General features: G+C 73.8%; 17 protein-coding genes. 14 read left to right on the top strand and 3 right to left on the bottom strand.

All coding sequences use genetic code 11. The features are described 5' to 3' along the window. Window positions 1-7 precede the first annotated feature (7 nt). On the top strand, window positions 8-1,783 hold the full coding sequence (locus tag DDW44_RS26090; protein WP_108907966.1) for a cation:proton antiporter: 1,776 nt from the start codon (window positions 8-10) through the stop codon (window positions 1,781-1,783). A gap of 91 nt (window positions 1,784-1,874) precedes the next feature. On the opposite strand, the gene DDW44_RS26095 is transcribed toward DDW44_RS26090, so the two are convergent. After that, on the bottom strand, window positions 1,875-3,752 hold the full coding sequence (locus DDW44_RS26095; RefSeq protein WP_108907967.1) for a glycoside hydrolase family 15 protein: 1,878 nt from the start codon (window positions 3,750-3,752) through the stop codon (window positions 1,875-1,877). Window positions 3,753-3,864: 112 nt separating this feature from the next. Here DDW44_RS26095 and DDW44_RS26100 point away from each other — a divergent pair, with 112 nt between their 5' ends. The 7 genes from DDW44_RS26100 (at window position 3,865) to DDW44_RS26130 (ending at window position 10,851) form a co-directional block, all read left to right on the top strand. After that, window positions 3,865-5,199 (top strand): DUF2254 domain-containing protein, encoded by a 1,335-nt coding sequence (locus tag DDW44_RS26100; protein WP_240800509.1) that lies wholly within the window; start codon window positions 3,865-3,867, stop codon window positions 5,197-5,199. A gap of 300 nt (window positions 5,200-5,499) precedes the next feature. Then, a complete protein-coding gene (locus DDW44_RS26105) occupies window positions 5,500-6,687 on the top strand; it encodes an ROK family glucokinase (RefSeq protein WP_018888810.1) in 1,188 nt (395 codons plus the stop codon). A 65-nt stretch (window positions 6,688-6,752) separates the two neighbouring features. Then, the gene (locus DDW44_RS26110; protein WP_018888811.1) at window positions 6,753-7,262 is read left to right on the top strand and encodes a hypothetical protein; all 510 of its coding nucleotides are present in this window, start codon (window positions 6,753-6,755) and stop codon (window positions 7,260-7,262) included. Between the two features lie 28 nt (window positions 7,263-7,290). Next, a complete protein-coding gene (gene pcaDC, locus DDW44_RS26115) occupies window positions 7,291-8,604 on the top strand; it encodes a bifunctional 3-oxoadipate enol-lactonase/4-carboxymuconolactone decarboxylase PcaDC (RefSeq protein WP_108907969.1) in 1,314 nt (437 codons plus the stop codon). Between the two features lie 183 nt (window positions 8,605-8,787). After that, window positions 8,788-9,420, top strand: coding sequence for an MBL fold metallo-hydrolase (locus DDW44_RS26120; protein WP_108907970.1), 633 nt, complete (start codon window positions 8,788-8,790; stop codon window positions 9,418-9,420). 126 nt (window positions 9,421-9,546) lie between these two features. Further along, window positions 9,547-10,326 carry an exodeoxyribonuclease III gene (locus DDW44_RS26125; protein WP_017944434.1) on the top strand — a complete coding sequence of 260 codons (780 nt, stop codon included), beginning with the start codon at window positions 9,547-9,549 and terminating at the stop codon, window positions 10,324-10,326. 84 nt (window positions 10,327-10,410) lie between these two features. After that, a complete protein-coding gene (locus DDW44_RS26130) occupies window positions 10,411-10,851 on the top strand; it encodes a DUF6278 family protein (protein ID WP_026281488.1) in 441 nt (146 codons plus the stop codon). A gap of 252 nt (window positions 10,852-11,103) precedes the next feature. On the opposite strand, the gene DDW44_RS26135 is transcribed toward DDW44_RS26130, so the two are convergent. Continuing rightward, on the bottom strand, window positions 11,104-12,690 hold the full coding sequence (locus DDW44_RS26135; RefSeq protein WP_108907971.1) for a CocE/NonD family hydrolase: 1,587 nt from the start codon (window positions 12,688-12,690) through the stop codon (window positions 11,104-11,106). Between the two features lie 585 nt (window positions 12,691-13,275). On the opposite strand from DDW44_RS26135, the gene DDW44_RS26140 reads away from it, so the two are divergent. Beyond that, complete coding sequence (locus DDW44_RS26140; protein WP_108907972.1) at window positions 13,276-14,046, top strand: alpha/beta fold hydrolase; 771 nt, start codon at window positions 13,276-13,278, stop codon at window positions 14,044-14,046. Next, window positions 14,043-15,377 (top strand): cytochrome P450, encoded by a 1,335-nt coding sequence (locus tag DDW44_RS26145; RefSeq protein WP_108907973.1) that lies wholly within the window; start codon window positions 14,043-14,045, stop codon window positions 15,375-15,377. The genes DDW44_RS26140 and DDW44_RS26145 overlap by 4 nt, the downstream gene beginning before the upstream one ends. A 152-nt stretch (window positions 15,378-15,529) precedes the next feature. On the opposite strand, the gene DDW44_RS26150 is transcribed toward DDW44_RS26145, so the two are convergent. Further along, window positions 15,530-16,279, bottom strand: coding sequence for a hypothetical protein (locus DDW44_RS26150; RefSeq protein ID WP_017944428.1), 750 nt, complete (start codon window positions 16,277-16,279; stop codon window positions 15,530-15,532). 226 nt (window positions 16,280-16,505) lie between these two features. On the opposite strand from DDW44_RS26150, the gene ggt reads away from it, so the two are divergent. From ggt to DDW44_RS26170, 4 genes are all read left to right on the top strand, one after another. Next, window positions 16,506-18,326 (top strand): gamma-glutamyltransferase, encoded by a 1,821-nt coding sequence (ggt, locus tag DDW44_RS26155; protein WP_206307315.1) that lies wholly within the window; start codon window positions 16,506-16,508, stop codon window positions 18,324-18,326. Between the two features lie 257 nt (window positions 18,327-18,583). Continuing rightward, window positions 18,584-19,222 (top strand): hypothetical protein, encoded by a 639-nt coding sequence (locus DDW44_RS26160; protein ID WP_027732319.1) that lies wholly within the window; start codon window positions 18,584-18,586, stop codon window positions 19,220-19,222. Between the two features lie 289 nt (window positions 19,223-19,511). After that, complete coding sequence (locus DDW44_RS26165) at window positions 19,512-19,742, top strand: ferredoxin (protein WP_027732320.1); 231 nt, start codon at window positions 19,512-19,514, stop codon at window positions 19,740-19,742. Further along, window positions 19,732-21,126 carry an NAD(P)/FAD-dependent oxidoreductase gene (locus DDW44_RS26170; protein ID WP_108907975.1) on the top strand — a complete coding sequence of 465 codons (1,395 nt, stop codon included), beginning with the start codon at window positions 19,732-19,734 and terminating at the stop codon, window positions 21,124-21,126. Before DDW44_RS26165 ends, DDW44_RS26170 begins: the two co-directional genes overlap by 11 nt. Window positions 21,127-21,149 lie beyond the last annotated feature (23 nt).

Consider the following 21,149-nt stretch of genomic DNA (forward strand, 5'->3'; position numbering starts at 1 on the left):
TCCGCGCGTGCTGACCCCCGACCAGTTCCTCCTGGGCATCGCCCTGATCGTGCTGATCGCGGTCGGCTGCCAGATCGCGGCGAGCAGGCTGCGCATCCCGGCGCTGATCCTGCTGCTGCCCGCCGGGTTCACGGCGGGCGCCCTCACCGACGTCGTCCATCCGGACCAGCTGGCGCCGGGCAACTTCTCCTCGATCGTCTCGCTGTCCGTCGCGGTGATCCTCTACGACGCCGGCCTCGGGCTCCGGCTGGCCCATCTGCGGGGCGCCATCCGCTCGGTGGTGCTCCGGCTGCTGTTCCTCGGCGTCCTGGCCAGCTGGGCCTCCGTCACGGCGCTCGCCCCCGCGCTGCTCGGCGTCCCCTTCCCGGTGGCCTTGCTGCTGGGCGCCGTACTGGTCGTCTCCGGGCCGACGGTGGTCGGGCCGCTGCTCGACCACGTACGGCCCCCGGACCGGGTGCGGCGCATCCTGATCTGGGAGGGGACCCTGGTCGACCCGGTCGGGGCCATTCTCGGCGCCCTCGTCCTGCACTCCCTGCTCTCGGGCGACTTCCGGGTCGGCCGCGGCTTCCACCTGGGCGAGTTCATGCTGAGCTGGCTGGTCGGGCTGGCGGGCGGCGCGGTGGGCGCCGCGGTGCTGTGGTTCCTCCTCCGCAGGCTCCGGCTCGGGGAGACGCTGGGGACGCTCGCCCAGCTCGCCACGGTGGTCGCGGTGTCGGCGGGCTGCGACATCGTGCGCGACGACACGGGCCTGATCGCCGCGGTGGTGGCGGGACTCGCCGTGGCCAACCTCCCCGGCCTGGGCATGCCGGTCCGGCGGCCCTTCTTCGAGACCCTGGTGCAGCTGATCATCGGACTGCTGTTCGTGACCATCTCGGCCGGAGTGGCCCCGTCGTCCGTGCTGCCCGTGCTGCTGCCCGCGCTCGGACTGGTCGGCGCGCTCGTCCTGGTGGTCCGGCCGCTGGTCGCCTGGATCTCCACCCACGGGCACGGACTGCCGCGCGGGGAGCGGCTGTTCATCGCCTGGATGGCGCCGCGCGGCATCGTCGCCGCGTCCACCGCGTCCGCCTTCGCCTCGACCCTGGACGGTGAGGGGCTGCCCGGCACGGACGCGATCCTGCCGGTCACGTTCCTGGTGATCGTGGGGACCGTCCTGGTCTACGGTCTCACCGCGGCACCGGTCGCCGCCCGGCTGGGCATCACCCTTCCGACCCGGGCGCGGCCGCTGCTCGTGGGCGGGCGGCCCTGGTCGGTCGACCTGGCCCGGTGCCTGAAGTCCGCCGGGCTGGACGTCACGGTGTGGACGGCGACGGAGGAGCAGCGGCAGCGCGTCCGGCACGCCGGGATCGAGCCGGCGCCGGGGGAGCTCCTCACCGCGGCCACCGACCCGTCCGGGCGGCTCGAAGGGGTCACCTCCGTCCTGCTGCTCACCGACGACGACGACTTCAACGCGCTGGTCTCCGTCGTCGCGCAGGACAGCGTCGACGGACCGGTCCACCGGGTCGGACCGCCCCCGCACGGCCCCGGCGCCGTCGCCACCCGCACCGGCCCGGACGTGCTCTTCGGCCCGGGCCTGGGGCGGGACGTGCTGGCGGACCGCCACGGCCGGGGCGCGCGCTTCACGGTGGGCGCGCCGGGCGAGTGCCCGCCGCCCGGTCACGACGCCCTGTTCGTGCTGGGCGCGGACGGCCGCCTGGAGCCGGTCACCGAGTCGCGGCCGGCCCGGCCGGGCCCGGGGGACCGGGTCGTCCTGCTGGGCCCGGCGCCCGGCGGAACGCCCGCGTAAGGCCGCCCGCGTGAGGGCCGCGCGCGTAGGGGCCGGCCCGCCGGGGACGGGTGAACGGGCCGCCGCCCGGGGGTTGCTCGGAGGAGGCTGCTCAGAGGTTGGACTCCGCCGGGGCGCCGGGCGCTCGGCCCTCCCCCCGTGCGCGGTTCAGTTCCGCGTCCAGGGTGAGTGCCGTGTCGATGAACGCCAGATGGGTGAACGCCTGCGGGAAGTTGCCCAGCTGCCGCCCCGTCAGGGCGATCTCCTCCGAGTACAGCCCGAGGTGGTTGGCGTAGGTGAGCATCTTCTCCAGCACCAGTCTCGACTGGTTCAGCCGGCCGGCCCGCGCCAGCGCGTCGACGTACATGAACGTGCACAGCGAGAAGGTGCCCTCGGAGCCGCGCAGGCCGTCGGGGGAGGCCTCGGGGTTGTACCGGTAGACCAGGCTGTCGTTCACCAGTTCGCGGTCCATGGCGTCCAGCGTGGAGGTCCACATCGGGTCGTCGGGGGTGATGAAGCCGACCGTGGACATCCGTACCAGCGACGAGTCGAGCACATCGGTGTCGTAGTGCTGGACGAACGCCTGCCGCTGCTCGTTCCAGCCCCTGGTGAGGACCTGGGCGTACAGCCTGTCCCGCTCGCGGGCCCAGCGTTCGAGGGAGGCCGGGCGGCCGCTCGCCGCCGCCAGCCGCAGGGCCCGGTCGAAGGCGACCCAGGACATCACCCGTCCGTAGGTGAAGTCCCGGCGCCCGCCCCGGGTCTCCCAGAGCCCCTCGTCGGGCTGGTCCCAGTGGTCGCTGAGCCAGTCCAGGAGCGTACGCAGCGAGGTCCAGCCGCGGTGGTCGAGCCGGATGCCCCGCTCGTGCGCGAAGAAGATGCTGTCCAGTGCCTCGCCGTAGATGTCGAGCTGGAGCTGGGAGGCGGCGCCGTTGCCGATCCGGACGGGGCTGGAGCCCTCGTAGCCCTCCCAGTTGCCGAGGATCTCCTCTTGGAGGTCGGAGGAGCCGTCGACCCGGTACATGATGTTCAGCGGTCCAGAGTCGCCGTCGCGGCCGGCCTTCTCGTGGACGCGGTCGCGCAGCCAGCCGATGAAGGCCTGGGCCTCGTCGGTGAAGCCGAGTCCCAGCAGCGCGTACACGGAGAAGGAGGCGTCGCGGATCCAGGTGAACCGGTAGTCCCAGTTCCGCTCGCCGCCCAGCTGCTCGGGCAGCCCGGCGGTCGGGGCCGCCACGATCGCGCCGCTCGGCGCGTACGTCATCAGCTTCAGCGTGATCGCCGACCGCTCCACCGCCTCCCGCCAGCGGCCCGAGTAGCGGGACTGGCCGAGCCAGCCGCGCCAGAACTGCACGGTCTCGTCGAAGAGCTGCATGAACTCGGTGTGGTGGACGTGCCGCGGCGGGCCGTCGGCGAAGGTCTCCAGCACCACGCCGCGCTCCTGGCCGGCCTCCAGGGTGATGCTGAAGTGCATGTCGTGGTCGCCGAGGTCGAGGGGGGCCAGCCGGTCGTCGCCGGGCTCGCGGACCGCGTGGACCGTCAGCTCCAGGCCGTCGGCGGCGAACACCGCCCCGCGCTCGGTGTAGTGCAGCTTGTGGGGGGAGCGGCCGTAGTCGAACCGCGGAGCGATGTCGACCTTGAAGGTGAGGCTGCCGCGGACACAGCGCAGCAACCGCACCAGCCGGTGCCGCTGGGTGGCCGTGGAGCCCGTGACCGGCATGAAGTCGATGACCTCGCCCGCGCCCGCCTCGGTCATGAAGCGGGTGACCAGGACCGCGGTGTCGGGAAGGTACAGCTGCTTGGTGGCGTACGTCCGGTCCACGGGCGCGACCTTGAAGTGCCCGCCGTTCTCGGAGTCCAGCAGCGAGCCGAAGATGCTCGGCGAGTCGAAGCGCGGTGTGCAGTACCAGTCGATCGTCCCCTGAGTGCTCACCAGTGCCGCCGTCTGCAGGTCACCGATCAGCCCGTGGTCCTCGATGAGGGGGTAGTCGCCCATCCCGAGCCCCTTTCGCCCTGGGTCGCGAGCGGATGCCGCCCCATCAGCTTAGGTAATACCTTCATTCCGGGCTTTTCGGGAAAATATGCCCGGTGCGGGGAAGGGCTCTGACGTGGAGGCGAGAAGCGCACGACGGAAGAAGGGCCGCCGGGTCCCCGCGCCCGTGTCCTGGGCGACGGCCTTCGCGCTGCGCCAGTACGCCATCGCATGCCTCTGGATCGTCCCGCTGGCCGGGATCGTCCTCGGCTCGCTCCTCGCGGAGGCCGCGGTGGCGCTCGACGGCGCCGTCCGGGTGCCGCAGGAGTGGCGGTACTCCCCGTCCACCGCGAGCAGCGTCCTCAGCTCCATCGTCGGAGCGATGGTCGCCCTGCTCGGCTTCGTCGTGACCATCGGCATCCTCGTGGTCCAGCAGGCCACCGGGACGCTGTCGCCGCGCTACATGCGGCTGTGGTACCGGGACCGGCTCCAGAAGGCCGTGCTCGCGACCTTCACCGGGACCTTCTCCTTCGCCTTCTCGCTGCTGCGCAGCATCGAGACCGACTTCGTGCCCGACCTCGGCGTCACCCTCGCCGGCGCGGCGGTCGCCGTGAGCCTGGTGCTGCTGCTCATGTACCTCAACCGCTTCATCCACAACCTGCGGCCGGTGGCCATCGCCGCCCTGGTCGCACGGGCCGGACGGCGCGTGATCCGCCAGGGGGCGCTGATGGTCGAAAGCGGCGCCCTCGACCGTGCGGAACCCCCCGGGGCGCCCCGGGGGCCGGTGACCCGGGTGCTCTGCGGGACGGGCGGTGCGCTCCAGGGGTTCGCCCCCGAGCGGCTCGCCGCGCTCGCCGAGCGGTACGACTGCTTCGTGGTGCTCACCCACCCCGTCGGCGACTTCGTACCGCCCGGGGTGACGCTCTTCGAGGTGCACGGCGCCACTCCGCCCCCGCCGCGCGAGCTGACCGGGCTCGTCGCGCTCGGCGTCGAACGGACCATCGAACAGGATCCCGCCTTCGGGTTGCGCATCCTCGTGGACATCGCCATCAGGGCGCTCTCCCCGGCGGTGAACGACCCCACGACGGCGGTACAGGTCCTCAACCACATCGAGGCGTTCCTGCACACCCTCGGGCGGCTGGAGCTGAGCGGACGCTACACCCTCCGCGACGCCCGGGGCGTGCCCCGGCTCCAGGTCCCCGGCCGCTCCTGGGAGGACTTCCTCCAGCTCGCCGTCACCGAGATCCGCGAGTACGGCGCCGGCTCCCTGCAGGTCTGCCGGCGGCTGAGGGCGCTGTTCGACGGGCTCCTGGCCGCCGGGCTGCCCGAACGGAACCGGGAGGCGGTACGGGCCGAGCTGCGCCTGCTCGACGCGGCCGTCGGCGGCCGGTACCCCGACCCGGCCCGCCGGGCCGCCGCGCTGACCCCGGACCGCCAGGGCATCGGGGGCGGCGCGGGCACGCGGGCCTGAGCGCGGCCGGCGGGGGCCTGCCGGGGATCCCGGCTCCTGCTGCCCCGGTCCGTGCCCGCGGTCCGTGCCGGCCTCGGTCCGTGTCCGCGGTCCGTGCCGGCCCCGGTCCGTGCCCGCGGTCCCGCCGGGGGCCCTGAACGCGCTCCGCGCCGCCGCCCGGCCGGGGCCTGCCGGCGTCCGCTCCGGCCGCCCGCCGGGGAGCGCCCCGGGCCGGGGCGGGCCCCGGATGGCACAATCGGGCACGGCGGGCGCCGCCCGCCTCCGGTGATCCGGACCCGCCCCACGACCCGCAGGGACGCCTTGAGCACGTACCGCGACTTCGCCCACCGGGGCTCCGCCCGGGCCACCGTCCTGCGGACCGTCGGCCCCCGGGAGCGGCGCTCGCACCTCACCGCGCCCCGCGTCCCCACGGTGGGCATCGACATCGGCGGCACCAAGGTGATGGCCGGTGTGGTGGACGCCGACGGGCTCATCCTGGAGAAGATCCGCACCGAGACCCCGGACCGGTCCAAGAGCCCGAAGGTCGTCGAGGACACCATCGTGGAGCTGGTCCTCGACCTCTCCGACCGGCACGACGTGCACGCGGTCGGCATCGGCGCGGCCGGCTGGGTGGACGCCGACCGCTCCACGGTGCTCTTCGCCCCGCACCTGGCCTGGCGCAACGAGCCGCTGCGGGACTCGCTGCAGAACCGTCTCGCCGTCCCCGTCATGGTCGACAACGACGCGAACACCGCCGCCTGGGCCGAGTGGCGCTTCGGCGCCGGCCGCGGCGAGGACCACCTCGTGATGATCACGCTCGGTACCGGGATCGGCGGGGCGATCCTGGAGGACGGCCGGGTCAAGCGCGGCAAGTTCGGCGTCGCCGGCGAGTTCGGCCATATGCAGGTCGTGCCCGGCGGGCACCGCTGCCCGTGCGGGAACCGCGGCTGCTGGGAGCAGTACAGCTCCGGAAACGCCCTGGTCCGCGAGGCGCGCGAGCTGGCGGCCGCCGACTCGCCGGTGGCGTACGGCATCATCGAGCGGGTCAAGGGCAACGTCCCCGACATCACCGGCCCGCTGATCACCGAGCTGGCCCGGGAGGGCGACGCCATGTGCGTCGAGCTCCTCCAGGACATCGGGCAGTGGCTCGGCGTCGGCATCGCCAATCTCGCCGCCGCCCTCGACCCGTCCTGCTTCGTCATCGGCGGTGGCGTCAGCGCCGCCGACGACCTCCTCATCGGCCCCGCCCGGGATGCGTTCCGCCGCCATCTCACCGGCCGCGGCTACCGGCCGGAGGCCCGCATCGCCAAGGCCCAGCTCGGCCCGGAGGCGGGTATGGTCGGCGCGGCCGACCTCGCGCGGCTCGTCGCGCGCCGGTTCCGCCGTGCCAATCGGCGCCGCGTCGAGCGGCACGAGAGATTCGAGCGCTACGCCCAGGTCCTCCGCGGCGCCGGAGGACTCGGCGACACCGGCGACAGCGACCGCCCCACCCACCAGGACCCCGAGTGAAGACCTTGCCCCGACCGACGGCACCCGTGGAAGAGAACGTGCGTCCCCCCGAGGGGCGATGGCACATGATCTGGCGCCGCGCGCTGACCGCGGCCGTCATCGTGCTGCTCATCGGCATCCCCGCCGGGTACCTGGTGATCTCCGCCGAGCAGAGCCGGGACAGCGGCCGGGACAAGGAGGCCGAGTCGTCGGCGACCGGGCTGCGCGAGAACTGGCCGTCCAAGATGAAGCGCCGCGTCTTCGAGGTGCCCATCCCGCCCCGGTCCACCGAGGTCGCCTACTACGAGACCAGCAACTGGAAGTCCAGCCGGCTGTACGTCAAGTTCCGTACGACCGCCGGCGGACTCGACGCGTTCCTCAACGACGTCGGCACCAGCCGTGCGCGGCTGAAGACCGGCGAGGTCACCGTCGGCGCGCGCGACGCCGCCACCGTCGGCTGGGTCTTCCGGCCCGAGGCGGCGTGGGCCGGGGCGTCGCACCGGCAGCCCGGTCCCCGCCCCAGTCAGGACATCGCCGTGGATCTGACCGATCCGTCCGCACCCATGGTGTTTGTGGTCTCGACCGCCACCCCCTGATCCGGAATCACTCCCTCCGCTCGCTACTGTGGAGCGGGTGAGCGAGCAGACGCAGACGCCCCCGAAGACCCTGCAGTACCGGATCGACGGTCCGGACGACGCGCCCGTCCTCATCCTCGGACCGTCCCTCGGAACGACCTGGCACATGTGGGACCGGCAGGTGCCCGAGCTCTCGCGGCGGTGGCGGGTGCTGCGTTTCGACCTGCCGGGGCACGGCGGCGCCCCGGCGCACCCGGCCGGGTCGGTCACCGAACTCGCGGACCGGCTCGTCGCCACGCTGGACGAACTCGGCGTCCAGCGCTTCGGCTACGCGGGCTGCTCCGTCGGCGGCGCCGTCGGCATCGACCTGGCGCTGCGGATCCCGCACCGCATCGCCTCGCTCGCCCTGGTGGCCGCGTCGCCGAGGTTCGGCACGGCGGACGAGTTCCGCCAGCGCGGGGTGATCGTCCGTACCAACGGCCTCGACCCGATGGCGCGCACGGCGCCCGACAACTGGTTCACCCCGGGCTTCGCCGCCGCCCAGCCCGCCATCGTCGAGTGGGCCGTCCAGATGGTGCGCACCACCGACCCCGGCTGCTACATCGCCGCCTGCGAAGCGCTGGCCGCCTTCGACGTACGGGCCGACCTGGCGCGGGTCGGCGTGCCGACGCTGGTCCTGGTCGGCTCCGACGACCAGCTGACCGGGCCCGCCGAGGCGCGCACCCTGGTCGCCGGGATACCGGACGCACGGCTCGCCCTGGTCCCCGGCGCCTCGCACCTCGCGCCCGTGGAGCAGCCGGCGGCGGTGACCGATCTGCTCGTCCGGCACTTCTGCCTGGCCTGGCAGGACACCCTCCACGCGATCCCCGCGCCGCCGTCCGCCCCGTCCGCCTCCTCCGTACCCTCCGTCTCCGCGCCCGTGGCCCCGGTCGCCGAGATCGCCCCGGCCGCCGAGCAGCCGCACCCCGAGGGTGCGGTACGGCCCGACCCGTACGAGGCGGGCATGCGGGTCCGCCGCGCGGTGCTGGGGGACGCGCACGTCGACCGGGCGATGGCGGCGGCGGACGAGTTCACCGCGGACTTCCAGGAGCTGATCACGCGCTACGCCTGGGGCGAGGTCTGGACCCGGGAGGGCCTGGACCGGCGGACCCGCAGCGCGGTGACCCTCACGGCCCTGGTGGCGGGCGGTCACCTGGAGGAGCTGGCCTTCCACACCCGCGCGGCCCTCCGCAACGGCCTCACCCCGACGGAGATCCGCGAGATCCTCATCCACGCGGGCGTCTACTGCGGCGTCCCGGCGGCGAACGCCGCCTTCCGGGTCGCCCGTTCGGTGATCCTGGAGGAGACCACTCCGCGCGACTGAGCGGCCGGCTGTCCCGCGCCCCGGCTGTCCCGCGTCCGGCCCGGCGCCGGGACCGCTCTCGTGCCCGGCCCTCGCCCGAGGCCGGGCCCGCGGTTCGGGAAGGGACCGGGCGGGGAAGGATCGGCCCGGGGAACGGGCGCGCCGCGCCGTGCGGGGCCCGGACGCAAGAGGAAGGTCGTCCCCGTGAAGCTCACCAAGAAGTCGCACGCCTGCATCCGCCTCGAGAAGGCCGGCCGGACCCTCGTGATCGACCCCGGGGTCTTCAGCGAGCCCGACGCCGCCGCCGGGGCCGACGCGCTGCTCGTCACGCACGAGCACCCGGACCACTTCGACGAGGGGCGGCTCCGGGTCGCGCTCGACGCCGACCCCGCCGTCGAGGTCTGGACCCTCCGCAGCGTCGCCGGGCAGCTCTCGGCCGCCTTCCCCGGCAGGGTGCACACCGTCGGCGACGGCGACGTCTTCACCGCGGCCGGCTTCGACGTGCGGGTACACGGCGAACTGCACGCCGTGATCCACCCGGACCTGCCGCGGATCACCAATGTCGGGTTCCTCGTGGACGGCGCGGTCTTCCACCCCGGCGACGCCCTCACCGTCCCCGGAGAGCCGGTGGAGACGCTGATGCTCCCGGTGATGGCCCCGTGGAACAAGGTCGCGGAGGTCATCGACTACGTCCGTGAGGTGGGACCGCGGCGGGCGATCGACATTCACGACGCCCTGCTCACCGACCTCGCCCGCCCCGTCTACGACACCCACATCCGGAACCTGGGCGGCGCCGAGCACCGCCGGCTCGCCTCCGGGGAGTCCACCGAGCTCTGAGGGCGGCCGCGTACCGCCGAGCTCTGAGGGCGGCCGCGTACCCGCCCCGGACCGGGTCCGGCCCGTTCCTGTGGGGGATCCCGGGCCCACCCGTGACCGTCCGACCCCGCGGCTACGCTTGGCGGCATGCGCATCGCCACCTTCAACGTCAATTCGATCACCGCCCGCCTGCCGCGGCTGCTCGCCTGGCTGGAGAGCAGCGGCACGGACGTGCTGTGCATCCAGGAGACCAAGTGCACCGCCGAGCAGTTCCCGGTGGACGCCCTGAAAGAGCTCGGCTACGAGTCCGCGGTCAACGCCGACGGCAGGTGGAACGGCGTGGCGGTGGTCTCCCGGGTGGGCCTCGACGACGTCGTGAAGGGTCTGCCCGGCGGCCCGGAGTACGGCGGCGTGCAGGAGCCGCGGGCGCTGAGCGCCACCTGCGGCCCGGTCCGCGTCTGGTCGGTGTACGTGCCGAACGGCCGCGAGGTCGCCCACGAGCACTACACCTACAAGCTGGCCTGGCTGGAGGCGCTGAGGTCCGCGGTCGCGGAGGACGCGGCGGCCGGCCGGCCGTTCGCGGTGCTCGGCGACTACAACATCGCGCCGACCGACGACGACGTGTGGGACAGGTCCTTCTTCGAGGGTATGACCCATGTGACCGAGCCGGAGCGTGCCGCCCTGGCCGGACTGCGCGAGGCGGGCCTCGCCGACGTGGTGCCGCGCCCGCTGAAGTACGACCACCCGTTCACGTACTGGGACTACCGCCAGCTGTGCTTCCCCAAGAACCGGGGTATGCGCATCGACCTGGTGTACGGCAACGAGCCGTTCGCCAAGGCCGTCAAGGACAGCTATGTCGACCGCGAGGAGCGCAAGGGCAAGGGCGCCTCGGACCATGCCCCCGTCGTGGTCGATCTGGACCTCTGACCGCCGGCCCGGGGCCGCGCTCCCTCGGCCGGCGTCCGCGCGCCCAGTGGTGCGCCCGTCCACGGGAATGCGAGGCTGATCGGTATGAACATCCCATTCTTGGACAGCTGGCGCAGAAGGCATGACGGTGCCCGCAGCCAGTCGCCGGCGTCCACGGCCGGGGGCGACCCGGAGGGCGTGGCGGAGCTGCTGTCCGAGTGCGAGCTGCTGCGGGCCAGGGTGGGCCGGCAGGGGCTCGAACTGGACGACACCCCGGCCTCGTTGGAGGCGCTCGACCAGTTGCCGCCGCGCTGGCGGGACGACCCGGAGGAGCTTCCCTGGCTGGGGAACGACGCGGGGCTCTACCTGGGCACGGTGATCGTCCGTACCGTGCGGGGCGCCGCCTGGCACGTCTGGCCGGGCGGCCACCCCGTGGTCCGGCTCGCCTCCGGGCGCGAGGTCAACGTGGTGGAGGCGGGACTCGACTGGGCGATGCACGGATCGCCCGAGCTGTCCCAGGTGTACGCGGAGGCGGCCGAAGCCTGATCCGGCTTCGATCCCTTTAGATGGCTATTACCGCTTTTGTCCTATCCGGTGCGTGTCGGGTCGTGAAGTGCCTTGCCGGGCTGGATAGTTTGCGCTGACCTCGACACCACCGAGATTGGGGCAGAGCAGCGTATGGCCGTCGATCCGCTGATCGAGTTGAGTGATGTCGTCATGGAGCGCGTGTGCGTCGCGCGTCCCCCGGAGCCGGGCGGTAGCTCGTAGAGCCGTGCCCGGCTCGGCGCCGGCCGGAGATCACTGCTCGCGCAACGGGACCGACACGTACGAGGGGTCGGTCGCGGGTGAGGAGAAGGTCAGCCGTGCGCCGGACGGGTTGTGCTCGATGTAGAGCGGGTCGACTGTGTCGACGACCAGGGCCAGACGGTGGCCGGCCGGGACGTCGTAGGCGGTGGAGAACAGCTCCAGGTCTACGGGGAACGGCTTGCCCGGCGTCCGGCCGTGGAACGTGTAGGGCGCATGGCTGACCAGCTTGCCGAGGCCGAGCGGCCCCACGTCGTAGAGGTACGCGACGAGGGTGCCGCTCTCCTTGGTGCTGGTGACCGTGGTGTGGAGCTTCGCCGTACCCCTGATCCGCTGGGGGGAGCCGTGGCGTTCGGACCGCCAGACCGCGGCGAACCACCGGGGGAGCAGCGGGATCGAGGCGGTGGGGGGCAGCTTCGCGAACTGGTCCAGGGTGCCGGAGAGCATCGCGATGCCGCCGTTGGCTCCCGAGTCGACGTTCGCGCGGATCGTCTCCGTGCCGCCCAGGGCGATCTTGCGGGCGTCGGCGCCCACCGACTTCCAGTCCGGGTAGGTCTCGTACGCCCCGCCGGAGCGCGACATGATGCGTACGGGCGGTTCGCGGTCCACTCCGTTGTCGGTGCCCTTGAGATGGTGGTCCAGCCACCGGCGGGCGCCGTCCCAGACGTCGTTGGGCAGGCCGAGGAGACCCGGCGCCTCGGCGGTCGCGTGGTCGCCCGGGCGGAACTCCAGGCGCTTGGGCACGGTGAGCCGCTCGTAGAACTCGGCGTACTGGTTCGGCGGGAAGACGGTGTCGCCCCAGGCGTTCGCCAGCATGACGGCCGTGCCGTTCCGGTTGATCCGGTCGACATGGGCGGAGGGGGAGCGCTTCTCCCCCCACGCCAGCATCTCGTCCTCCTTCTCCAGGTTCGCACCGAGGAAGTCCTTGGCGAACTGCCGGAGCTCGGGGCCGGGGCGCCCCGTGAGGTAGCCCGTGCCCAGCAGCAGGCCGGCGGCCTGGCGGTGCTGGGTGCGGCCGCTGTAGATGGAGTCGGTGAGGTCGGCCCAGCCGCTGAGCGCCGCCACGGCCCTGATCCGGTCGTCGTGCGCGGCGGCGAGCAGGCTGATGCCGGCCGCGTACGACATGCCCGCCATGCCCACCCTGGACGGGTCGGCCGGGGTGTTGGCGAGCGCCCAGTCGACGACCTTGCGCGCGTCGGCGATGTCCGGCGGCCCGGCGACCTCGATGTTCCCGCCGGACTGCCAGAAGCCGCGGACGTTGTAGGTGACCACGACGAAGCCGGCGCCGGCGAGTTTCCTGGCCTGCGCGAGGTACTCGACCTGGGGCGTGGCCCAGCTGGTGGGGAGGACGACCACCGGGTACGTGCGGGAACCGCCGGCGCCGGCCGGGGTGACGACGTTGGCCTTGAGGACGGTGCCGCCGTCACCGTGGATGTCGACGAACCGTATACCGGGTGCGGCCGGGGTCCCGGCGGCCGCCGCGGGAGCGGCCGGGGCGAGCCCGACGGCGGCCCCGGCCAGCAGCGCCGCGGAGACGGCGCCGGTCATCGAGGTGCGCAGGGCCTTGTGGGGGTGTCCCATCGCTCACTCCTGATTCGTGCGGGCCGGCTTGTGCCGGCCGCAAAGTGACCCGACGGTAACCTCCCGTCCTTACCTCTGGTAACCGCTGGGTAAGTTACGCGAGGGTAACAATTGTTGACGTGGTGTCAGCAGGTGCCCACGGCCGGAAGCGGTCACTGACGAGGCATCAGAAGGGCGGCTCCGCGCCGCCGCGACCGGAACGCCCCGGCGGTACCGGCGCGGCACGGAACGCCCCGGCGGTACCGGCGCAGCGACCGCGGCGCACGCGGCCCCAGCCGTCGCGGCGGCGCGGGCCCCGCGGCGCCGGAGGGTGGCGGGCCCCTGGGTGCGCGGTGACGCGGCCGACGGCACGGCCGCGGCTCAGCGGCCGAGTGCATGACGCCCTCTGCCCGGCGGGGAGCGACGGGCGGACGGACGGGCCGTTCGCACGTCGAGGTGGTTTCCGCTCCCTCCCGGTGCGGCATGTCCGACAGTGCGCCGGTCGCGCACCCTGGCGATTCCCCGCGCACCGGTACACCGTGGTGGCCTGCGGCCCCGGCTCACCCGCCGGGGCCCGCCCTCCGCTGCCCCGCGAACGGAGAAGACGTGACACCCTTCGTGCTCCCGCACACGCTCCTCGGCGACGGCCCGCACCGGGTCGTGGCCGTCCACGGCTGGCTCGCCGACCGCGACGCCTTCGCCACCGTGCGCCCCGACCTCGACCTGGAGTCGTTCACCTACGCGTTCGCCGATCTGCGCGGCTACGGCGAGGCCATGGGCACACCGGGCAGCCACACCACCGGCGAGGGCGCCGCCGACGTCCTCTCCCTCGCGGGCCGGCTCTGCTGGGACCGCTTCTCGCTGGTCGGGCACTCCATGGGGGGAGCCGTGGCACAGCGCGCCGCCGCCCTCGCACCGGACCGGGTACGGCGGATCGTCGGCATCTCCCCGGTCCCGGCGAACGGGCTGCCGATGCCACCGGAACAGTGGGCCCTCTTCGCCGACGCCGCCGAGCACCCCGAGAACCGCCGTGTCATCGTCGACCTCAGCACCGGCTCGGTACGGCCCGGCGCCTGGCTGGACCGCATGGTCCGCAGATCCCTGGAGCGCAGCGACCCCAAGGCGTTCCGCGCCTGGCTGGACTCATGGGCCGGCGAGGACTTCCACACCGAGGTCGACGGATCGGCCGTCCCCGCGCTCGCCGTCACCGGTGCGCTCGACCCGGCCATCACCGCCCGGCTGCTGCGGGACACCTGGATGCGCTCGTACCCGAACGGCGAACTCGCCGAACTGGCCCACGCCGGCCACTACGCCATGGACGAGACCCCGCTCCAGCTCATCCGCATCGTCGAGGACTTCCTCCGGGCGGACGGATGAGCCCGGGGCCCGTCCCCGGCGGCCCCGGGGCCCCCGGCGTTCCCGGCGTCCCCGATGTATTCGACCCGCGCCGGTACGCGGCCGGACTGCCGCACGCCGCCTTCCGGGAGCTGCGCGACCGACACCCCGTCTCCTGGCAGGCCGAGTACGAGGTGCTGGGCTGGCCCCCGGGGCCCGGATTCTGGGCCGTGACCCGGCACGCCGACGTCGTGCACGTCCTCAGGGACCACGGAACGTACTCGTCCTGGGCCGGTGCCACCCAGATCCGCGACCCCGACCCGGCCGATCTGCCCTTCATCCGCCGCATGATGCTCAACCAGGACCCGGGTCCCCGCGGCCCGGCAGGACCCGGGCAGGGGGACGGCGCGGCGGGGGAGGGCCGCTCCGGCCACGGCCGGCTCCGGCGCCTCGTCAGCCGGGCCTTCACCCCCGGCCGCGTCGCCCGGTTCACCGGCGCCGCCCGCGCCCGCGCCCGGGAACTGCTCGGCGCCGCCCGCGCGACCGGGCCCGTCGTCGACCTCGTCACCGCCGTCACCGACGACTACGCACTCCTCAACCTCGCCGACCTGCTGGGCGTCCCGGAGAGCGACCGGGGGCTGCTGCTGACGTGGACGGAGCGCGTCATCGGCTACCAGGACCCGGACGAGCCACCCGTGCTCGACGCGGACGGCAGACCCGTCAACCCGCGCTCGCCCGCGATGCTCAAGGAGATGTTCGACTACGCCCGCGAGCTGGCGGCGTACAAGAGGCGCGCCCCCGGCGACGACGTCATGACCGCGCTCGCCGGCAGCGGACTCCACGACGGCGAACTGGAGATGTTCTTCTTCCTCCTCACCGTCGCCGGGAACGACACCGTCCGCAGTGCCGCGCCCGGCGGCCTCCTCGCCCTCGCCGTCCACCCCGACCAGCAGCGGCGCCTGCGCTCCGGCGAGGCCGCACCGGACACCGCGGTCGAGGAACTGCTGCGCTGGCACCCGCCCGTGCTCTCGTTCCGCCGCACGGCGACCCGCGACACGACCCTCGCCGGCCAGGACGTCCGCGCCGGGGACAAGGTCGTCGTCTTCCACGCCTCGGCCAACTACGACGACCGCGTCTTCGACGCCCCCCACCGCCTGGACCTGACGCGCGCCCCCAACCCCCATGTCTCGTTCGGCGAGGGCCCGCACGTGTGCCTCGGCGCGCACTTCGCCCGCCTTCAGCTCCGGGTGCTCCACGAGGAGGCGCGTGCCCTGCTGCCGCCCTTCACCCTCGCCGCGGAGCCCCGGCGGCTGGTGTCCAACTTCGTCAACGGTGTGAAGTCGCTGCCGCTGGACCTGTCGAGAGGGGGGTGAGGCGGTTCGGTGGGCGCCGGGGCCGCCGCGGTTCCGTACGCGCCGGGACGGCCGCGAATCCGTACCCGCCGGGGCAGCGCCACGGCGCCGATGCGGCCCGCCCCGGCGCGGCGGTCCGCCCGCCGCCCTGCCGCCCGCCCGCGGGCTGTGCGTCACTGCGCCGGCGCGGGTGCCGGGTCCGGCTCGTCGGCCGGGGCCGGTGTCTGCGCGGTTCGGGTCACGTCGGCGACCAGTTCGACGACATCGGGCCCGTACGCCTGGGTGTTGACGACCTTCAGCAGCAGGACGAAGGAGCCCGAGCCGTGCTTGCGGGCGAGTTTCTCGTGGTGGCGGGCCAGATAGCGGGTGGCCGCCTGGTTGGTGACGGCGCGCTGGCCGCAGAAGAGGAAGACCGGGCGACCGCCCTCGCCCGCGGTCAGCCGGGCCAGGAGCACGTACTCGGTGCTGCCCGCCTCCAGCCGGTAGTGCTCGGCACCGATCCGGAAGGCGGCGCGTTCCGGGCCCGTCGCCGTCTCCGTGTCGATCCTCACCCCCGGCAGCAGACTCCCCAGGTGAGCGGCCGTCCGGCGATTGGAGAAGGGCCCGCCGACGCAGAACTCGGTGCGCTCGCCGAAGCCGAGCTGGGCGACGTCGTGCCGGAGTATCTGCGCTCGCGCCCCGCAGTCCTTGATCAGCGCGGAGAGCTCCAGCAGCGCGAACACGTCGAAGCGGTGCACGGCCCCGTCGGCGTCGGCGTCGCGGTTGACCACGAGCAGGCACTCGGAGTTCCCGGGGAGCCCGAAGAAGGCCTGCTTCCGGCGCAGCTTGCGGCGCCACAGGTAGGTCCGGAACGCCCAGCCGAGGGCGGCGCTGACGCCGGCGGCCACCACACCGAGCACGATGTTGCGCAGGTCTTCGTTCATGGGCGCGCATGGTAGCGGCCGGGGCGGGACAATGGTCGATGTCGATCCGATCCGGTCTCGATGCGGCCCTGAACCGGTCCCGAGGCGGTCCCGAGACGGTCGTGGCCCCGTCCCGAGCGGGTCCCGAGATGGTCGTGACGCCGTCCCGAGACGGTCCCGAGGCGGTCCTGACGGCCGGTGCGCGGTGACGTTACGCTGCGCGGACGTCCGCCGGATGGAGGTACGCATGGGTCGCCGAGTCGCCCGTCACGCTCCGCTCACCGTCGTCTTCACCACCCTGCTGGCCGTGCTGACGGCCGGTGCCGCCGCGCCGCCGACGCAGGCGCCCGACCCGGCGGCCGCACCGGTGAAGGAGCCCGTGGCCACCGGGTACGGCGGAGCCGTCGCGAGCGTCGACCCCGACGCCTCGGCGGCGGGTATCGAGGTGCTGAGGCGCGGCGGGAACGCCGTGGACGCGGCCGTCGCCACCGCCGCGGCACTCGGGGTCACCGAGCCGTACTCCGCCGGCATCGGCGGTGGCGGCTACTTCGTCTACTACGACTCCCGGACGCGCAAGGTCCACACCATCGACGGGCGGGAGACCGCCCCGCGCTCGGCCGACGCCGCGCTGTTCCAGGAGAACGGCAAGCCCATCCCCTTCGCGGAGGGCGTCACCAGCGGTCTGAGCGTCGGCACCCCCGGCACCCCCGCGACCTGGGACGCGGCGCTCGCCGCCTGGGGCAGCCGCCCGCTGGCGCAGCTGCTGAAGCCCGCGGAACGGCTGGCGAGGAACGGCTTCACCGTCGACGAGACCTTCCGCAGCCAGACCCGGGCGAACGAGGCCCGGTTCCGGGACTTCCCGGCCAGCGCCGAGCTGTTCCTGCCCGGCGGCCGGCTGCCGGAGACCGGCTCGGTCTTCAGGAACCCCGACCTGGCCCGCACCTACGCGGAGATCGCCCGCAAGGGCACCCGGGTGATGTACCGGGGAGCCGTCGCCCGCGACATCGTCGACACCGTACGGGCCCCGGAGGTGCGCGAGGGCGCCACCCGAATCGTCCGGCCCGGCGACCTGACGCTCCGTGACCTCGCCTCGTACGACACGATCCGCAGGCAGCCGACGAGGGTGTCGTACCGGGGGCTCGACGTCTACGGCATGGCCCCTTCGTCGTCCGGCGGCACCACCGTCGGCGAGGCGCTGAACATCCTGGAGGGCACCGACCTCACCGGGCTGTCCGAGGCGAAGTACCTGCACCGCTTCATCGAGGCGAGCCGTATCGCCTTCGCCGACCGCGGGCGCTGGGTGGGCGACCCGGCCTTCGAGGACGTGCCGGTACGGGAGTTGCTCTCGCAGCGGTACGCGGACAGCCGGGCCTGCCTCATCCGCGACGACGCCGTCCTCACCAGCCCCCTCCCGCCAGGCGACCCCCGCGCCCCCCGGCCGTGCTCGTCGTCGGGCCGGGCCGCCCCGACGACGTACGAGGGGGAGAGCACGACCCACCTCACCGTCGCCGACCGGTGGGGCAACGTCGTCGCCTACACCCTGACGATCGAGTCGACCGGTGGCAGCGCCATCACCGTGCCCGGCCGGGGCTTCCTCCTGAACAACGAGCTGACGGACTTCTCCTTCGCCCCCGCCGACCCGGCCGTCCACGACCCGAACCTCCCCGGTCCCGGCAAGCGGCCGCGCTCCTCGATGTCCCCGACGATCGTCCTGGACGACCGCGCCCGGCCCGTGCTGGCACTCGGCTCCCCGGGCGGCGCGACGATCATCACCACGGCCCTGCAGACGCTCACCGGTGTCGTCGACCGCGGCCTGCCCCTGGTCGACGCGATCGCCGCCCCGCGTGCCAGCCAGCGCAACCAGACCACCACCGAGCTCGAACCGGGGCTGTGGAGCAGTCCGCTCAGGGCGGAGCTCGAAGCCCTGGGCCACGCCTTCCGCCAGAACCCGGAGATCGGGGCCGCGACCGCGGTGCAGCGCCTGCCGGACGGCCGCTGGGTGGCCGCGGCGGAGAAGGAGCGGCGCGGTGGCGGCTCGGCGATGGTGGTGCGCCCGGCGGGGCCGTAGCACGGGCTCGCGGCGCGGTCCTCGGCTCGGGCTCGTGACGCGGGCTCCTGGCGCGGAGCCGTGATGCGGTCCTCGGCGCGGGTTCGTGGCGCGGAGTCGTACTGCGGTCCTCGGCGTGGGTTCGTAGCGCGGGCCCGTGACGGAGGGCGCGCGGCTGGCGGCCGGGGCGGGTCACCGGGTTCACCCTCACGGGCGGCCCCGGTGGCGCTCCGCCGCCCTTCCGCTGCTTGCTGGAGGGGACAGAAAGCGAGCAGCCCATGGAACCGAGCAGGGACCGACTGCGCACGCCCCGCGCCGCGGGACTGGCGGGGATCGCGTTCGCGGTGCTGCTGGCCGCCGCGATCGTGCTGATGCGGCTGGCGATCCCCGAGGGTGTCACCGACGCGGGCGGCGACGCGCTCAGCCCCGACCGGCGGCGCGCGGTGCGCATGGCCCTGGAGCTGGTGCCGTTCGCCGGGATCTTCTTCCTGTGGTTCATGGGCGCCCTGCGGGCCCAGGTGGGGGAGCGGGAGGACAAGCTCGTCGCGACGGTGTTCCTCGGCAGCGGCCTGGTCTTCGTGGCCACCATGTTCGGCGCCGCGTCCGCGGCGGGCAGCATCCTCGAAGACCAGCAGCCCTCGGAGTTCGGCCGCAACTTCGCGTACACGCTGCTCACCACGTACTCGATGCGGATGGCCGCCGTCTTCATCTTCGCGACCTCGATGATCGGCCACCGGCTCGGGGTGATTCCCCGGCCGCTCACCGTCGTCGGGTACGCGGCCGGCCTGGTGCTGCTGTTCGCGGGCCCCAGCTTCCCGTGGTCGGAGCTGGTCTTCCCGGCCTGGTCCGCGTTGATCGGCCTGCATCTGCTCCGGGTCCGGATGAAGTCCCGGCCGCAGCCGGCCGACGTGCACTGAACCCGCCGCGGCGGGCGGTTCCGCGCGCCGGCCGGGAGCCGCCGGGTCACGGCGGTGAGCGGCGCCGTACCGGCACGGGGGTTGCGGCGGTGCGCGGCGCGGTCCCGGCCCTGCGTGTCGGCCGTCTCGTCCCGCCCGCGCCCGGCGCCCCGCGCCGCCCCTCGGCGGTATCGCCTGGTCCCCGCCCCGTCCGCTCACCCCTTCGGCCCGCCCCGGCGAGCGGGACCGCCCCGGGGCCCGCATGCTGGTGCGGGGGGAGTGACGAGGCAACGGGAAGGGCTGATCCGTCGTGAGAGTTGTCGTCGATCTCAACCGGTGCCAGGGGTACGCGCAGTGCGCCTTCCTCGCCCCGGACGTCTTCGAAATGCACGGCGAGGAAGCGCTGCTGTACAAGCCCCGGCCCGACGAGGCGTTCCGGGAGGAGGTGGCCCGGGCCGTGGCCGCCTGCCCCGTCCAGGCCATCCTCGTGGACCGGTCCGACGAGACCGTGACCGCCCGGGAGGCCTCCGATGCCCGCTGACGGATACCTCGAACGGCTCAAGCGCGAAGGGCGCATCGTCGTCGTCGGCGCGTCCCTGGCCGGTCTCAGGGCCGCCGAGACCCTGCGGACGGAGGGCTTCGCCGGCACGCTCACGATGGTCGGCGACGAGCCCTACGAACCGTACGACCGGCCCCCGCTCTCCAAGGGCGTCCTGCTCGGCAGGACCACGCCGGACCACACCGCCCTGCCGCGGCGCCGGGCCCTGGAGGCCGACTGGCGGCTCGGCACGGCCGCGACCGGGCTGGACATGGCCGCCAAACGCGTCCGGCTGGACGACGGCGAGGAGGTCGAGTACGACCGGCTGCTGATCACCACCGGTGTCCGCGCCCGGCCGTGGCCGCACGACGGCGAGGCCGGACTCGACGGGGTCTTCGTGCTGCGGACCCGGGACGACGCGACCGCGCTGCAGAAGCGCCTCGCCGACGGGCCCCGCCGGGTGGTCGTCATCGGCGCGGGCTTCACCGGCTCGGAGATCGCCTCCGCCTGCCGGGAGCGGGACATCCCCGTGACGGTCGCGGAACGCGGAGCCTCGCCCCTGGTGGGCGCGCTCGGCGGGGTCATCGGCCAGGTGGCCGCCGAGCTGCAGCGCGAGCACGGGGTGGATCTGCGCACCGGCGTGATGGTGACCGGGCTCGAGGGCGACTCGGCCGGGCGGGTGCGTGCCGCCCATCTCTCCGACGGGTCCTCCGTCGAGACCGACATCGTGGTCGTCGCGCTCGGCGCGACGCGCAACACGGAGTGGCTCGCCGGATCGGGGCTCGGAGCCGGTCCCCGGGGCATCGCCTGTGACGCCGGCTGCCGCGCGTTCGACATCCGGGGCATCGTCACCGACGACGTCTTCGTCGCCGGTGACGTGGCGCGGTCGCCGCACCCGCTCTTCGGCTACCAGTTCCTGTCGCTGGAGCACTGGGGCAACGCCGTCAGCCAGGCAGAGACCGCCGCGCACAACATGCTCTGCGAGAGCGTCGACCGCCGCCCCCACATGTGGGTCCCGGCCTTCTGGTCCTCCCAGTTCGGCGTGAACATCAAGTCGGTGGGCGTGCCGTCCATGGGCACCGAACTCCTGATCTCCCAGGGTTCGCTCGCCGAACGGCGGTTCGTGGGGGTGTACGGGTACCAGGACCGCGTCATCGGTGCGGTCACCTTCGACCAGGCGCGCTGGCTGCCGTTCTACGAGCATCTGATCCAGACGACGGCGCCGTTCCCGCCGCCGTTCCCGACGGTGGACCGCCGCCCCGAGGGAGCACGGCCCGTACCGGCCGACTTCCCCGACCCGTCGGTGCCCACCCACGGACCCACCGTCACCCTCAGCGGCTACTCGCCGGCCGACCGGCGCATGACCTTCACCCCCGGCCGGCACTGACGCCCTGAGCGAGCACAAGGAAC

It is taken from the genome of Streptomyces tirandamycinicus, assembly GCF_003097515.1.
GTDB classification, from domain to species: Bacteria; Actinomycetota; Actinomycetes; order Streptomycetales; family Streptomycetaceae; genus Streptomyces; species Streptomyces tirandamycinicus.